The organism is Candidatus Flexifilum breve, from assembly GCF_016713355.1.
On sequence record NZ_JADJPI010000003.1, the window covers coordinates 1 to 12901 of the forward strand.

25 protein-coding genes and 1 pseudogene are annotated in these 12901 nt (G+C 60.7%); 18 read left to right on the forward strand and 8 right to left on the reverse strand.

From position 1 onward, the window contains the following. Positions 1-282: 282 nt before the first annotated feature. From IPK17_RS00460 to IPK17_RS40375, 14 genes and pseudogenes are all read left to right on the forward strand, one after another. Positions 283-606: a hypothetical protein gene (locus IPK17_RS00460; protein ID WP_343415702.1), complete on the forward strand. Its 324-nt coding sequence runs from the start codon at positions 283-285 to the stop codon at positions 604-606. Next, on the forward strand, positions 539-892 hold the full coding sequence (locus tag IPK17_RS00465; protein ID WP_343415703.1) for a c-type cytochrome: 354 nt from the start codon (positions 539-541) through the stop codon (positions 890-892). The genes IPK17_RS00460 and IPK17_RS00465 overlap by 68 nt, the downstream gene beginning before the upstream one ends. A gap of 378 nt (positions 893-1270) precedes the next feature. Beyond that, a complete protein-coding gene (locus IPK17_RS00470; RefSeq protein ID WP_343415704.1) occupies positions 1271-1468 on the forward strand; it encodes a hypothetical protein in 198 nt (65 codons plus the stop codon). A gap of 102 nt (positions 1469-1570) precedes the next feature. Then, a complete protein-coding gene (locus IPK17_RS00475) occupies positions 1571-1735 on the forward strand; it encodes a hypothetical protein (protein WP_343415705.1) in 165 nt (54 codons plus the stop codon). A gap of 259 nt (positions 1736-1994) precedes the next feature. Then, positions 1995-2177: a hypothetical protein gene (locus tag IPK17_RS00480; protein WP_343415706.1), complete on the forward strand. Its 183-nt coding sequence runs from the start codon at positions 1995-1997 to the stop codon at positions 2175-2177. Positions 2178-2212: 35 nt separating this feature from the next. Continuing rightward, positions 2213-2668: pseudogene (locus IPK17_RS00485) on the forward strand (TIM-barrel domain-containing protein). Positions 2669-2758: 90 nt separating this feature from the next. Beyond that, positions 2759-3187: a DUF5110 domain-containing protein gene (locus IPK17_RS00490; RefSeq protein ID WP_343415707.1), complete on the forward strand. Its 429-nt coding sequence runs from the start codon at positions 2759-2761 to the stop codon at positions 3185-3187. Beyond that, on the forward strand, positions 3184-3438 hold the full coding sequence (locus tag IPK17_RS00495; protein WP_343415708.1) for a hypothetical protein: 255 nt from the start codon (positions 3184-3186) through the stop codon (positions 3436-3438). The genes IPK17_RS00490 and IPK17_RS00495 overlap by 4 nt, the downstream gene beginning before the upstream one ends. 5 nt (positions 3439-3443) lie before the next feature. Then, positions 3444-3863, forward strand: coding sequence for an ADP-ribosylation factor GTPase-activating family protein (locus IPK17_RS00500; protein ID WP_343415709.1), 420 nt, complete (start codon positions 3444-3446; stop codon positions 3861-3863). 78 nt (positions 3864-3941) lie between these two features. After that, complete coding sequence (locus tag IPK17_RS00505; RefSeq protein WP_343415710.1) at positions 3942-4310, forward strand: beta-L-arabinofuranosidase domain-containing protein; 369 nt, start codon at positions 3942-3944, stop codon at positions 4308-4310. A 516-nt stretch (positions 4311-4826) separates the two neighbouring features. Beyond that, on the forward strand, positions 4827-5243 hold the full coding sequence (locus IPK17_RS40365) for a beta-L-arabinofuranosidase domain-containing protein (protein WP_350341607.1): 417 nt from the start codon (positions 4827-4829) through the stop codon (positions 5241-5243). A 164-nt stretch (positions 5244-5407) separates the two neighbouring features. Continuing rightward, complete coding sequence (locus IPK17_RS00510) at positions 5408-5533, forward strand: hypothetical protein (protein WP_343415711.1); 126 nt, start codon at positions 5408-5410, stop codon at positions 5531-5533. Continuing rightward, positions 5518-5745 (forward strand): hypothetical protein, encoded by a 228-nt coding sequence (locus IPK17_RS40370; RefSeq protein WP_350341608.1) that lies wholly within the window; start codon positions 5518-5520, stop codon positions 5743-5745. Before IPK17_RS00510 ends, IPK17_RS40370 begins: the two co-directional genes overlap by 16 nt. A gap of 18 nt (positions 5746-5763) precedes the next feature. Next, positions 5764-5844 (forward strand): hypothetical protein, encoded by an 81-nt coding sequence (locus IPK17_RS40375; protein ID WP_350341609.1) that lies wholly within the window; start codon positions 5764-5766, stop codon positions 5842-5844. Positions 5845-5941: 97 nt separating this feature from the next. Here IPK17_RS40375 and IPK17_RS00515 read toward each other — a convergent pair whose 3' ends face one another. The 6 genes from IPK17_RS00515 to IPK17_RS00540 form a co-directional block, all read right to left on the reverse strand. Beyond that, a complete protein-coding gene (locus IPK17_RS00515; RefSeq protein ID WP_343415712.1) occupies positions 5942-6262 on the reverse strand; it encodes a hypothetical protein in 321 nt (106 codons plus the stop codon). After that, positions 6259-6411, reverse strand: a complete 153-nt coding sequence (locus tag IPK17_RS00520; RefSeq protein ID WP_343415713.1) for a class I SAM-dependent methyltransferase — start codon at positions 6409-6411, stop codon at positions 6259-6261. The genes IPK17_RS00515 and IPK17_RS00520 overlap by 4 nt, the downstream gene beginning before the upstream one ends. Before the next feature lie 582 nt (positions 6412-6993). Continuing rightward, entirely contained in the window at positions 6994-7212 is a 219-nt protein-coding gene (locus tag IPK17_RS00525) for a VOC family protein (protein WP_343415714.1), read from the reverse strand. A 243-nt stretch (positions 7213-7455) separates the two neighbouring features. Next, positions 7456-7752, reverse strand: coding sequence for a VOC family protein (locus IPK17_RS00530; protein WP_343415715.1), 297 nt, complete (start codon positions 7750-7752; stop codon positions 7456-7458). Continuing rightward, positions 7730-7951, reverse strand: a complete 222-nt coding sequence (locus IPK17_RS00535; RefSeq protein WP_343415716.1) for a hypothetical protein — start codon at positions 7949-7951, stop codon at positions 7730-7732. The genes IPK17_RS00530 and IPK17_RS00535 overlap by 23 nt, the downstream gene beginning before the upstream one ends. A 109-nt stretch (positions 7952-8060) precedes the next feature. Continuing rightward, positions 8061-8750, reverse strand: coding sequence for a hypothetical protein (locus tag IPK17_RS00540; RefSeq protein WP_343415717.1), 690 nt, complete (start codon positions 8748-8750; stop codon positions 8061-8063). A gap of 212 nt (positions 8751-8962) precedes the next feature. On the opposite strand from IPK17_RS00540, the gene IPK17_RS00545 reads away from it, so the two are divergent. From IPK17_RS00545 to IPK17_RS00555, 3 genes are read left to right on the forward strand one after another with little or no spacing between them, the layout of a single operon-like run. Then, entirely contained in the window at positions 8963-9325 is a 363-nt protein-coding gene (locus IPK17_RS00545; RefSeq protein WP_343415718.1) for an MBL fold metallo-hydrolase, read from the forward strand. Continuing rightward, positions 9319-10353: a rhodanese-like domain-containing protein gene (locus tag IPK17_RS00550; protein WP_343415719.1), complete on the forward strand. Its 1035-nt coding sequence runs from the start codon at positions 9319-9321 to the stop codon at positions 10351-10353. The genes IPK17_RS00545 and IPK17_RS00550 overlap by 7 nt, the downstream gene beginning before the upstream one ends. Before the next feature lie 12 nt (positions 10354-10365). Further along, positions 10366-10770, forward strand: coding sequence for a DUF302 domain-containing protein (locus tag IPK17_RS00555; RefSeq protein WP_343415720.1), 405 nt, complete (start codon positions 10366-10368; stop codon positions 10768-10770). Between the two features lie 48 nt (positions 10771-10818). Here IPK17_RS00555 and IPK17_RS00560 read toward each other — a convergent pair whose 3' ends face one another. Continuing rightward, positions 10819-11373, reverse strand: a complete 555-nt coding sequence (locus tag IPK17_RS00560; RefSeq protein WP_343415721.1) for a class I SAM-dependent methyltransferase — start codon at positions 11371-11373, stop codon at positions 10819-10821. Positions 11374-11583: 210 nt separating this feature from the next. Between IPK17_RS00560 and IPK17_RS00565 the strand changes: the two genes are divergently transcribed. Continuing rightward, positions 11584-12147 carry a redoxin domain-containing protein gene (locus IPK17_RS00565; protein WP_343415722.1) on the forward strand — a complete coding sequence of 188 codons (564 nt, stop codon included), beginning with the start codon at positions 11584-11586 and terminating at the stop codon, positions 12145-12147. Here the strand turns inward: IPK17_RS00565 and IPK17_RS00570 are convergent. Beyond that, positions 12144-12761, reverse strand: coding sequence for a helix-turn-helix domain-containing protein (locus tag IPK17_RS00570; RefSeq protein WP_343415723.1), 618 nt, complete (start codon positions 12759-12761; stop codon positions 12144-12146). The genes IPK17_RS00565 and IPK17_RS00570 overlap by 4 nt on opposite strands. Positions 12762-12901 lie beyond the last annotated feature (140 nt).

Here is a 12901-nt window from a genome sequence, read left to right on the forward strand (position 1 = left end):
GGCGTGGGTGATCTACACGCACGAGCCGATTCGCGGGCAGCTGATCGACCTCGGCGCCGGAACCGGGACGCACCGTCGCGATCTATCCCGATCGGGGGACGGCAAAGCGGAGCGACCCGCTGCTTTACATTGACGATCTCGACAGGGACGGCGGCATCGGCGATCTGTTCTACGGTGCGCCAGTTACGACCCGTAAATTTACGATGATCAGCATGCGCCTTAACGCCGGGATGATGGCGATTCTCTTCCGGGGAAGTGGGAGGGCTGCCGAATGACGACGGTGTGATCCTGCTGTTCGATCCGCCCGCTGATTTGCGTGTGCGCTTCCTGATCGGCGGTGAGGACAACGACATGATGCCCTACGCGCTGGCGGTCGGCGACGTGGACGGTGATGGCGTCGTCGATATTGCGCCGAATGCCATGAGCAGTGACGGGCCGCGGAATGAGGTGCTCAACGCGGGCGAAGCCCCCGTGGTGAGCGGCGCGGAGTTCCTGTCGGCGGAGCTTGTATTCCAGTCAGGTAGTGGCAGCTGCCCGGGTGACCGCGACCGTCGTCAGCGCGACGACACCCCGCGCGGATGTGACAGCGGTGGCGCGGCAGGGTGATGTCGAACGCGGGCAGCAGTACTTTTTGCCGAGAACGTGCGGCGATTGTCATGGCTTCAATGGCGAGCGTGCCGCACCTCGGTCTGCCGCTGATTACGTCGCCGCTGGTCTTACATGCGCGTCGGATGTCGATTTACTGGCGTTCATCCGCGAGGGCGCGCGTCCGGATCACACGGACAATGTCACCGGGATCGCTATGCCGCCAAGCGGCGGTCAGCCAGCGTGGACGGACGAGCAAATGCTCGACTTGATCGCCTATATTCGCTGGCTGCATGATCAGAAGTAGGTTGTTTTGGTAGATAAATCGCACTACCATCCAGTTCTGTTTCCGACCCACCCCAGCCCCTCCCCGAATTCCGGGGAGGGCAAACAGGTTGCCAAGCCCGGAATGGGTTTCGTAGGGATGCGTTTTATCGCGTCCGCCAGTCATAAACCTATAACTATCGCTGCGGCAAGAGCCGCCCCACTGACCTAACGCTCGATTTCGGTCGGAGTTAGCGAGAGATATCTTCATGCTTCCCCAGCAGTACATCGCGAACGTCAAGCTGGCGGCGAACCCGGAAGCGGTGGTCCGCGCTGAATGCTACGCTTCGCTGTCCTCCGCGAGCGCTTGATCTAACGGAATGCTGATCTGTGATGGCTTTGAAGGTCGTGCCAGCAAACCATGTGGTATCGCCAGCAGCCTGTGCCCGCGTTCGCGGCGACCAGCAAGGACGGCTGTCTCATCATCAAGCCGCGCCTTCGTGCTGACGTATGTCGTCAGCCAGCCGCTACGCCGGACAGCCTCGCGATCCGCGTCAAAGCGACAGAACGGTGCTGGCATCCCAGCGATGTGGATACGGACAATCTCAAAACTGCTTAGCGCCCACTCGACTATAAGCACGGGCATGCGCCGCTCAACGATGGACTCATCTCGCGTTCGGGTTAGGCGCTGCTGGACTTGATTCGCGGACACTGCTGCTCAATGATGCGACGTTCTCGAACAGCGCACGGGTCAGGGCGTCGGTGGTATTTCTTCGCCTATGGTCACGACTACAAAGCCGGGTTGCGCGATTACAGCACCGTGAGGCGGAGCGCGCCGCTCATCCCGCGCTGGATTCTCGGCAACTGGTGGAGTCTCGTTGCCTGAGCGTACACGCAGGCCGAACTGACCGCGCTGATCACCGATGCGGAAAGCGCACGGCATTCCCCTCTCGGTGTGCATCATCGAGCATGGACTGTGCCTGACCAAAACAGGCAGCACCAGTTCCGGTTGGACCGGGCTACACATGGGATCATGAGACATTCCCGGACCCGCAGGGCGCTCCATGGATTTTCTGCACAGCAAGGGGCTGCACGGCCATGAATCTCCACAGCGGAAGGCGTGTCCGCACGAGGAGTAATGCCGGATGGCGCGGCGCATGGGCGTTGATCCGGCGACCGAGAAGCCCGTCAGAGTTCGACTATCACCGACCCGACGTTTGGCTGCGGGCCTATTTCGAAGTGCTGCACCACCCTACGAGGCCATGGGCGTGGACTTCTGGTGGGTCGACTGGCAGCAGGGGGCAAAGCTGCAAGATTCACACGCTTGACCCGCTGTAGCTGATCAATCACCTGCATTTTCAGGATGCCGGGCGCAACCCGCGCAGAACGCCCGTTCATCTTCTCGCGCTGGAGCAACGAGGCCATCAACGCTACCCCAATCGGCTTCTCCGGCGACAGTTTTATGACGTGGGGAGACGCTGCGCCACAAGCGTACATGACGCCAACCGCGTCAAATGTGGCCTATGGCTGGTGGAGTCACGACATCGGCGGACACATCAGTGGCGCGGGCGACCCGAGCTATTCGCTGCGTTGGGTACGGTTCAAGCGCTGAGTCCGATTTTGCGCATTCATTCCGCCAAGGAATACTTCACCCGATCAGCGCCCATGGGTGTTTGAGAACGCCGAAGTCCGGGAGACCCTGCGCGATGCGCTCCAACTGCGCCACGCGCTGATCCCGTACCTGTATACGATGGCATGGCGCGCCCACCGCGAGTCACTGCCGCTGCTGCTGCCCATGTACTACGACTATCCCGGTTAAGGTTGGCGCATCACTGCCCCGGTCAATACTCGTTCCGGCACGGGTCCAGTCGCCGCGCCATTCACCGCGCCTGCCGACCCGGTCGCGGGGTTGTCGCGGCGGGTGGTGTGGCTGCCGGAGGGCGATTGGTACAACGCGCTGACGGGCGAAGACTACGCGGGCGACCGCTGGTATGCGCTCTATGGGCTGCTCAAGACATTCCGCTGTTCGCCAAAGCCGGCGGGATTCTGCCGCTCGGCGCGCCGACCAGGTGGGGGTGGCATCGACAATCCCGCCGATCTGCATTTGCATGCCTATGCTGGCGCAGACGGTGCGTTCACCCTGTATGAAGATGACGGCGACTCGCGCGAATACCAGCAGGGGCGGCACTGTGAAACGCCGATCACCCAGACGTGGACAGGGCAGTCGCTGACGCTGACGGTCGACCCCGCGGTGGGCGAGACGACACTCATTCCCACCGAACGATCACTGCACTTGTGCATGGCACGTGCACGGCGCCCAAAGCGTCAGTGCATGTGACCGGGCAGATCGACGGCAAAGGCATCGTTCCGGAAGTGACCTACGATGCGGTCAGCGAGACGCTGCTGATCACGGGCATCGTACTCACCCCGACAGATCGTCTCGTTGTTCGCTTGTACGGCGATGAAGATGGGCTGCTCTCCCGCCGGGACCGCAAACGCGAAACCGTGCTCAAAAATGCTGCGGGCGTTCGGTTTGCACCGCCGGGGTGCGCAACCGTTTGGCCGAATCGTCGACGCGATGGTCGCTAATCCGGATGGATCGCGCCCTACGTCTTGGCATGCAGGCGGAACACGTCCGCGCGTTATGCGAAGTGTTGTACCGAAGCGGGCGCGCAGCATGTGCCGGATGCGCATCACCCGACGCTGATCGTGGTTTGGAACAACCGCGACGATCAGACGTCACCTACCGCTACAGCGAGGCTTTCCTGTTCTTCGGCGGCGTGCACGGCCCAAACATCAGCACGGGTCGCGCCGCGTCTTTTGCTGCGTTCATCCGCAGCACGCAAACCTGGACGCACGGCGCAGTCGGCGATCGGGTTCAACGTACCAGTGGCGGGTGCACCTCGACTATCACGGCGTGGCCGATACCACGCTGGAATATCGGAAATCTCGCCGTAGTTCGTGGTTTGTCGATTGTCAAACCCATGCATTCACCTGAGCGCATGGGTTTTTAGATCCACTTGCACTAATGCATACTCATACGAAAAGGATTCTTTACATGCGTACATCAGAGAATAGACCCTCACCGCTCCGTGGACGGCCGTGAGATCGACGGCGGGTTCTGGGGTGACCGCCAACGGATCAATCGCGACCACACCATGCCCGCCGTGTATCATCAATGTAAGATCACCGGGCGGATTGATGCGTGGAATCCGCAGCGTGACCCGAACCTGCCCGAACCTCACATCTTCTGGGACTCGGACGTCGCCAAGTGGATTGAAGCCGTTGGTTACAGCGTGGCGCTGCACCCCAACGCCGAGTTTGAGCGGCAGGTTGACGAAGTCGTCGACTGGATGGAGCAGATGCAGTTGCCCGACGGCTACGCCAGCAGCCCTTCATCGCCGTCGAGCCGGAGAACCGCTGGCGCAACCTGCGTGACCAGCATGAGCTCCACTGCGTAAGCCGTTTGATCAGGCGACCATCGTCTACGCGCAGGTGACCGGGAAACCGCAAGATTACTCGACATCTGCGCCGCTACGCGGATCACATTGCGGTGACGTTCGGGCGCGGTGACAGTCAAAGCGCGGCTATCCCGGCCGTCGAACTCGAACTCGCCTTGATGCGCTTGTACCAAGCGACTGACGACCCGCGCTATCGGAGCTAGCGCAGTATTTCGTCGATGAGCGCGGGCAAGCGCCGCATTACCACGATCTCCGAAGCGCTTGAACGCGGCGAAGACCCGCGCGCGTTCTGGGCTCGCTCGTATCACTAATGTCAGGCGCATGCGCCGATCCGCGAAACGAACCGGTATGGTTGGGCACTGGGTGCGGGCGTACTATCTACACCGCGGGCACGACCGACCTCGCACTGGAAATGGGGATGCGGAACTGACCAGCAGTCGCCCAGCGCCTGTGGGACAGCGGCCTGACCGGGCGGCACATGCCATGTGACGAAAAATTGTCAGCTCAATCCATACAATCGAGGGTTTCACCGTGCGTTTGACCTGCCCAATGACACCGCCTACAGGCGAAACCTGTTCAACAATTGCGCTGTGCTACTGGTCGCAGCGCATGTTCGCCTTGACCCGCACCGCCGCTACATCGACGCTATCGAGCGGGCGCTGCACAACTGCATCCCTGAGCGGCGTAGCTTGCTATGATGGCGAGACGTTTTTCAATGCAACCCGCTCAAGCGTATCACGCTACTTCGCCTATGCGCTCCTGGGCAGTATGTCTGCACCGACGCATCACCGCAGGGTCGATTGGTTCGATGTGTCGTGCTGTCCGCCGGATCTCGTGCGCATGGTGGCGTCCCGGTTGGTGGTTACTTCTACGCGACGACACCCGATCGACTTAACATGTCCCACCTCTACAACCAGAACACCGCGCGGCTGACAGTCGGCGCGAACGAGAGCACATCACCCGGGCTACCGACTACCCGTGGGACGGCGGGATCAACTTCACGCGCTGGAACTGGCGAGAGCCGACACGTTTGAACTGGCGCTGCGCATTTCCGGGCTAGTGCCGGGAATACGCTATCACGGTGAACGAACGGCGCCTTGCGGTCGAGTTGGACCAAGGCTGCCGTCCTCGACCGCGGTGGCGTGCTGGCGATCAGAGTGACGCTGATGCTGGCGATGCCGGTTGGGCGCATCACCGCGCACCCAATATTCGCGCGGATGTAGGCTGCGTCGCCTTGCAGCGCGGACCGCTGGTCTACTGTTTAGAGAAGCGGATAACGGCGCGGGTCTCGCGCATCTGCGTTTGCCGCGCACCAACGCGCTTAACTATGCTTGACGCCGGCTCTTTGGCGGCGTGGGCACGATCACCGGGGAAGCGTTGCGGGGCAGATCGGCGCAGTGGCGCGGCGGCTCTACGCGCCCGCTGCCGACCTTGACTTTACGCGAAACTTCCAATCACGCTCGGGGCGATTCCCTACTGCTTCTGGGCTAATCGTCAGCCCGGCGAGATGCGCGTGTGGATTCAGGAAACATAGCGGCGAACGGGCTCAATGGCCAGCTTATTTCTGGTTTCGTAGGCACTACAAAGCTTTTGCCGCAGCCTAACCGCGTCAGCAAACACACTAATGCCCGTCAAAACGACGGGCGTTGTTTGTCCTCGCGACGACCTGCCACTTCTCCAGCATGATCAACACGTACCGGCAAGCGCCGCAGCGGCGGGGCATAGCGCAGCACCACGCGGTCAACTTTGTGCAAAACCGGTAGGCGGACATGCCAGCGATAGGGAAACGCCCGCACAATCATGCCAAAGAAATGGACTTCGTGATAATGGAAGTCGCTGTAGCCGCGCCCCCATTTATTGATCTCCGCATAAGTCAGCGGTCGATCATCACCAACCGGGTTTTTGTCGGGGTACGGCACATGATTGCGCACATACGTCAGCACAGGATTCATGCCGAGCGGTTCGATAAAAGCGCCTTTCCGCCCGGTTTGAGCACGCGCAGCAGTTCTGCAGACCGGCGGATCGACATCCAGATGATGGAGAACCGCCGGCCAAAGGCGAGGTCAAAGCTGGCGTCGGGGAAGGGCAGCTCCTCGCCCACGCCAACCTGAGCATGTAGGTTCGGCCAGGTTGTTCAACTGCGCCCGTAACTGCGTTGTCGCCACACTCTTCTCGGAAATATCGAACGCCGTTACGTCCCGCGCCCGCTTTGGCGAGCAATGACGCCGTCATACCAGAGCCACACCCATATTCCAGCAGACGTTTGCCACGAATGTCCTTAAAGAAGTCTTTTGTGCCGGGATATGCGCTGGCGACCTTATCCGTCCGAACATACGAATAGGAAGTCTTGCTCCAGGTCGCAGGAGCAGCTTTTCCGGGTGCTGTGCGTAGTGCGCATCAACCAAGCTGTCCCACTTGGCCTTCTCATCCTCATAGTACTGGTTGGTAGCTTTTGGCATGGTAATGTGACCTTCTCTAAGTTACACAGTGTATTACTGTTTCTTGATATTAGTATGGTACGTCAATAAAAACAATTAAGAATGACATTATTTTGTGTTAACTGGGTAGAAAATTGCTGCCGAAAAGCAGGGCTGCGTGGATTAGGGAATGAATTTAGAGGCGAAAGTGGATCAGTGGGGCACACAACCGTGTGCCCCACACACATCCCTGTGCTGCACACTGGTTAGCGCGGCTGCGGGAAGTTTTCCAGCAGTTCGAAGATCACACCGAGCTTCTCCTGACTGTCCATGTAGGTGTACATGCCGCTGCGGTCGCCGTAGAAACCCTGCTGCGCCACGCCGATACCGAACTTGGCGAAATGAGCGACGGCCTGCTGCGTATCCTTGACCACAAACGCGATATGGTGGGCGCTGTCCCCATGTTCGTTGGGTAGTTGCGCCACACACTCGGAATGCTGTCCGGCTGAATCAGTTCCAACTGCGCCTGCCCAAAATTGGAAGAAAATCAGCTTGGCCGTGGCTTCGGTCGGCTGACCGAAGAACTTCGTTTCGGTGATGGCGTAGGCGGGCGTCTCCGTGCGGAACGCTTCTTCGATGCCGAACAGCTCGCGGTAACGCTTCCGGTCGCCTCACAGTCGTTGACCACCAGCCCGACCTGCATGACGACATCTGTGCCGAGGCCGCGGTCAGCGGGAAGGCTGCGCCGGAGGGAAGCGGAAGTCGCTGTAGATTTCCAGCAGTTCCATCGTCAAGCCAAGGTCTTTGTCGGTATCGAGATAGGTGTACATGCCGGTGCGTCCGGTGAACAAGCCCGCCTGCGTCGTCTGATAGCCATGATCGGCAAAATAGGCGGCGGCAGGCGCGCTGCGCGGCACGTTGAAAGCGACATGATGCAGGCTGCTGCCGTGCTTCTTCAGGTGATCCATCCACACGCTCGGCGCGTCCAGTGGTTCGAGCAGTTCAAAGGCGACGCCGCCCCACATCCAACTGATGATTTTGGCGCGCGCATTCAGCGGTTGACCGTAGTAGGTACCGCGTGTGCTCGTACAACTCGGTGATCTGGTAATCGTGCGGCACGTCAAAGCCGAGAATTTCACGATAATTAGCGGCGAACCGCTCGCAGTCGTCGACGATCAGGCAAATCTGAAAGAACGTTTTATCCGGTAAGCTGGATGCAAACATGATTTATACTCCTCAACGGGTTAAACAAGCAGATGCGCGAACGCGTGACCTTCTCAGCGCCCAAGTGTAGCCGAGTTTGCGCGTGCCTCCCACGCCAGACACAGCCGAACTAGAAGCCGTAGGCCCACAACTCCGTCATCACACAGCCGAATTCCGGGTTGACCAGCGTCGTGACCGGATCCGCAAATTCGCCGTCGGGGAGTTCGTTTTCCAGTTCCCATTCCTCGATCATGGGGATGCCATCCGCCCACACGCTCACCGCAGCATCTTTGACCAGTACGACGATGTAGATGGGATTGTAGAAGGTCGGATCACCGTCGGTGTCGATACTGGTCATACGGGGCTGGCGGTTCGGGCCTGTCTGTTCGATGGCGTAGACTTCATCGTCGGAAGTGATGACCACACCCGTCGCGCGCAGAATTTGCCCCTGTCGATTCATCTCCGCACGCGTGATGAAGGTGCATACGCCCGCCGAGTCGCCGCCATCTTCGCGCACGCTGATCAGCGCGCCCATGATGTAATTGCGGTAGGTCGCATCGGCGCTGCCGCCACCACCCAGGGGTTCGAGCGCCATGTCTTCGAGAAACAGCAGCTCCCCGTCTTCGGGGATCAGCTCCAGAATCTGGAGTTCGGCAACGACGCGTTCCCAGTTGGTGTCATAGTCCTCGGACAGTTCGGTGCGATGCAGGAGCGGCAGCCCGTCTTCATCATTCGGGGTGGGGGTAGGCGTCTCCTTTTGCGCGAGGACGCCGAAGGTTGTGACGAGGCTGAGGACGAACGCGAGGGCGAGGCGTTTCATGAGCAGACTCCTTTTGGCTGCGGACTCCCATTTGCATTCCAGTATAACGCGGCTAGAACGCTGCTCACTGGACGCACAACCACCGTCCGCCCGGCGTATGCCATAACTTGCCACTAATGCCATGCATAAGGAGGCGGGGAGTGCTCGTGAGCAGGGGCGTCTGTTATAGTGACACCGTACCTGAAGCGTGTAGTCAGTGAGGATGAATCTGGATGTATCTCCAACAGTTCTTTATCGACGGTATCGGCTGCCTCTCCTATCTGGTCGGCTGTGAGAGCTATGGCGTCGCCGCCGTGATCGATCCGGATCGTGACGTACAGAAATATCTTGACGCCGCCGCTGAACGCGGACTGAAGATCACCCACATCATCGAAACTCACCTGCACGCTGACCATGTGTCCGGCAATACGGATCTGGCTGACCGCACGGGCGCGGACATCTACGTGCACGAAGCGGCGGACGCCGAATTTGAAGTCAAGCTGCTGCAGGGCGGCGACACGCTGACACTCGGCAACCTCGACCTGCGCATTCGCCATACGCCCGGGCATGCCCGGAAAGCATCACCGTGTTGGTAGCTGACAAGACGCGCACCGAAACGGCGTGGATGGCACTGACTGGCGATACGCTGTTCGTCGGTGACGCCGGACGCCCCGATCTGGTCGGTCTCGAAGCGGCGCGCGATCTCGCCGGACACATGCACGATACGCTCAACAACGAATATCTCACGCTGCCGGATGGCACACTGATTCTGCCGGGACACGGCGCGGGGTCGCTGTGCGGCAAGTCGATTGGCTCCGTGCGCATGACTACGCTCGGCTTTGAGCGCGGTTCGAATCCCGCGCTGCAGCCGCGCACCCGCGACGAGTACATCGACTTTGCGGTGAGCGGCCTGCCGGAACAGCCCGGTAACCACAAGCGCATCAAGGCGATCAACCGCCGTGGGCCGCGTCCGCTCGGCGTGATCAAGCCGCGTCCGCTGTCGACGCAGCAGGCGATCAACGAGTTTCAGCGTGGGCGGCCCTGGCTTGATACGCGCACGAAAGCTGAATACAAGCAGTCCCATATCCCCGGCGCGACGCATCTGCCCTTCGACGAGCAGTTGAGCAACCGCGTGGGGCATGTGCTGCATCCTGATGCCTTGATCGTGATCCAGCTCAGCGATCCGGCGGACTATGAACGGCTGGTGTACAGCCTCGCCCGCGTCGGCTTTGAAAATGTTGTCGGCTATCTCGCGGACAGCCTCGCCACGTGGGAAGCGCTCGGCCTGCCCGTCACTGCGGGCGATGTGCGCGACATTGAACCCGGCGAACTGCGCGACCTCCTGGCGCGGGAGAGTGAACGCCCGCTGGTTGTGGACGTGCGCGAAGCGTGGGAGTATGCGTCGGGTCACGTGCCCGGTGCCAAGCTGATTTCGCTCGGCGAACTGGGACGCCGCGTCAGCGAACTCGATCCACATCAACCCGTCGCCGTGATCTGCGCTTCCGGCTCTTGCAGCCAATCGGCAGCCGCGCTGTTGGGGCAAAAAGGCTTTGAAACTGTCTACAATATCCTCGGCGGGATGTACTCGTGGGCGGGCAGCGGTTTGCCCGTCGAACGAAACTAGGAGCGATGAACGATGACGCAAACCACCGAAGGCCTCGGCATCAAAGTGACCCTGCACGCTGATTTTGAGACGGCACGCCAGCGTGTTATCGACGCGCTGAAGGCGGAAGGGTTCGGCGTGCTGACCGAAATCGACGTCAAGGACACGATGAAGAAGAAGCTGGATGTCGATTTTCGCCCGTATCGCATTCTCGGCGCGTGCAATCCGCACCTCGCGCATCAGGCGCTGACCCTCGCGCCGGATATGGGGCTGCTGCTGCCGTGCAATGTGACCGTCGCACAGGGGGAAGGGGGTGAGGTCGAAGTCGGCATTATCGACCCCAAGAACATGATGGAGTTCGTCAACAACCCGGCGCTGGAGCCGATTGCGGCGGCGGCGCGGGACAAGCTGCTGCGCGTCGCAGCGTCGCTGAGCTAGCCTCCCCTTGATCGGGGCGCACTAATCTGCGCCCCGATTTCCCCCCAGTTAGCCCAGATTCAAGCGGTACAGCACCAAGTGCGTCAAATCGATCTGCTCAAACTGGGGTAGCCCGGCCTCTAGTGCCGCCGCGGCGACCTGTTCAGGCGTCAGACGGTGATCGAGCGGCGGACCGTAGTCCTGCGCGCGGTGCGGCCATTCCAGCACGACCACGCGCATTCGCGCCGTCCGGCGGGCTTCGCGCAGCGCCCCGACGAGGTCGTCGGCTTCGTGCAGGACGTGTCCCAAGAAGACGAGGTCAAAGGCCGCGTCGTCGAAGGGCACGGCTTCCATGCGTCCCTGCCGAAAGTCGCCCGTGGGCACATACTGCCGTGCCGCTTCGAGCATGTCCTCGCGCAGATCAACGCCCGCAACGGTCAAGCCCCGCGCTGCGAAGTGCTCGGCAAACAGGCCGCTGCCCGTGCCGACATCCAGCGCTGACTGTGCAGTTAGGCCTGCGAGCACTAAATCGACGACGCGTTCCACTTCCATCAGCGCCATGCGCTGCGGCGACCGCAAGCGTTCAATGTCACCGCTGTAGCGGCGATCGTTCGGTGTGTGCATCCGTGTTCTCCTCTGTGTACGCCCTGTATAGACGCTCTCAGCGTGCCAGATCTGCCCGCGCCGACCGGATCAGCACGCCATTAGCTCGGCTTATGTGTCTGCATAAGCGAATTGTGCTAACGGAGAGGCGAATTGTTCGCTACAGTGGTAGGTGTTGAGCCAGCTAATCGCGCTGCCGGATGCTGCGGCGCGTTTGACAAAGGGAATGCTATGAGCGCAGTCGCCAAAAAGCGCAAAACGCAGCGTACGGAACCGGGCAACAGCCCGCTGATCCTGATTGTCCTCGGCGTGGGCCTCCTGATCATCGGCTGGATGGCCGTCAGCGCGTCGATGAACACGGCGACCGGGCGGGTGGGCAGCGCGCCCGACTTCACCGCGACGACGTTGACGGGAGAGACCGTGCGCCTGAGCGATTACCGCGGGCAGATCGTCATGCTGAACTTCTGGGCGACGTGGTGTCCGCCGTGCCGCGCCGAGATGCCCGCTATCGAACGTGCATATGAGCGCTACAGCGAGCAAGGCGTGATGGTGCTGGCGATCAACAATGGGGAGACCTCCGCGGAGATTGCGCCGTTCGCCACGACGCTCGGGCTGCGCTTTCCGGTCGTGCTGGACACCGATCGGCGCTTGCAAACGGCCTTTGGCATGACCGGGTATCCCACGAGCCTGTTTATCGGTCGGGATGGCGAAATCTACGCGACGCACACCGGCGGCTTATCATCGTCCCAGTTGACCAACTATCTGGAAACCGGGTTGGCGCAGCCGTCGGCTTAACCTGCGCCCGGGTTGAGATGACTCTGGCTGAAGCCGGTTTTGCCCTCACGCGTTTGGAAGATCGCGAGGATCACGGCGGGCTGCGCTGACCGATTGCAGAAGCGATGCGCCTGCGTCGCCTCAAACAGCAGGCTGTCACCCCCGGTGAGTGTGAAGACCTCGCCGCCCACCTGATATTCGATTTGTCCCTCGACACAATACACGAATTCCTGCCCGCTGTGCGTGATCAGCGGGTTCTCCGTTTGCGCATGCGGCTGCAGCGTGACGAGAAACGGTTCAATCTGCTGGTTATGCAGGCCGATGCCGAGACTTTCGATGTCCATGCCGCTTTGCTGGGAGCGCGTTCGCTGGTCGTGCTTGACATAGACGACGCTGCGCTGAATGTTGGTATGGAAAAACTCGGTGATCGGGACGTTCAGCGCAGTGGCGAGCAGATGGAGCGAGGACACGGTCGGCGAATTTTCGCCCCGTTCAATCCGGCTGATCGCATTCACCGATAAACCGCAGCGTTCCGCCAAGGCGCGCAGCGAGAGATCGCGGGCTTCACGCAGCAGGCGAATGCGCTGGCCGACTTCCGGGGTCGGCGCGTCAGAGCTATTCGGGTTGTTGGTCATGGGGCACGCTCCGTCAATCACAGTTCATCTCTATGATTGTATCCCTCAGCCGGGTTTTTCGGCATTGGTGAAACTGGAGTGAACGGGTGGAGTCCGGTTGAGGCAGATCGCACACGCGCTTGCGGGTTGACGATCTGCCC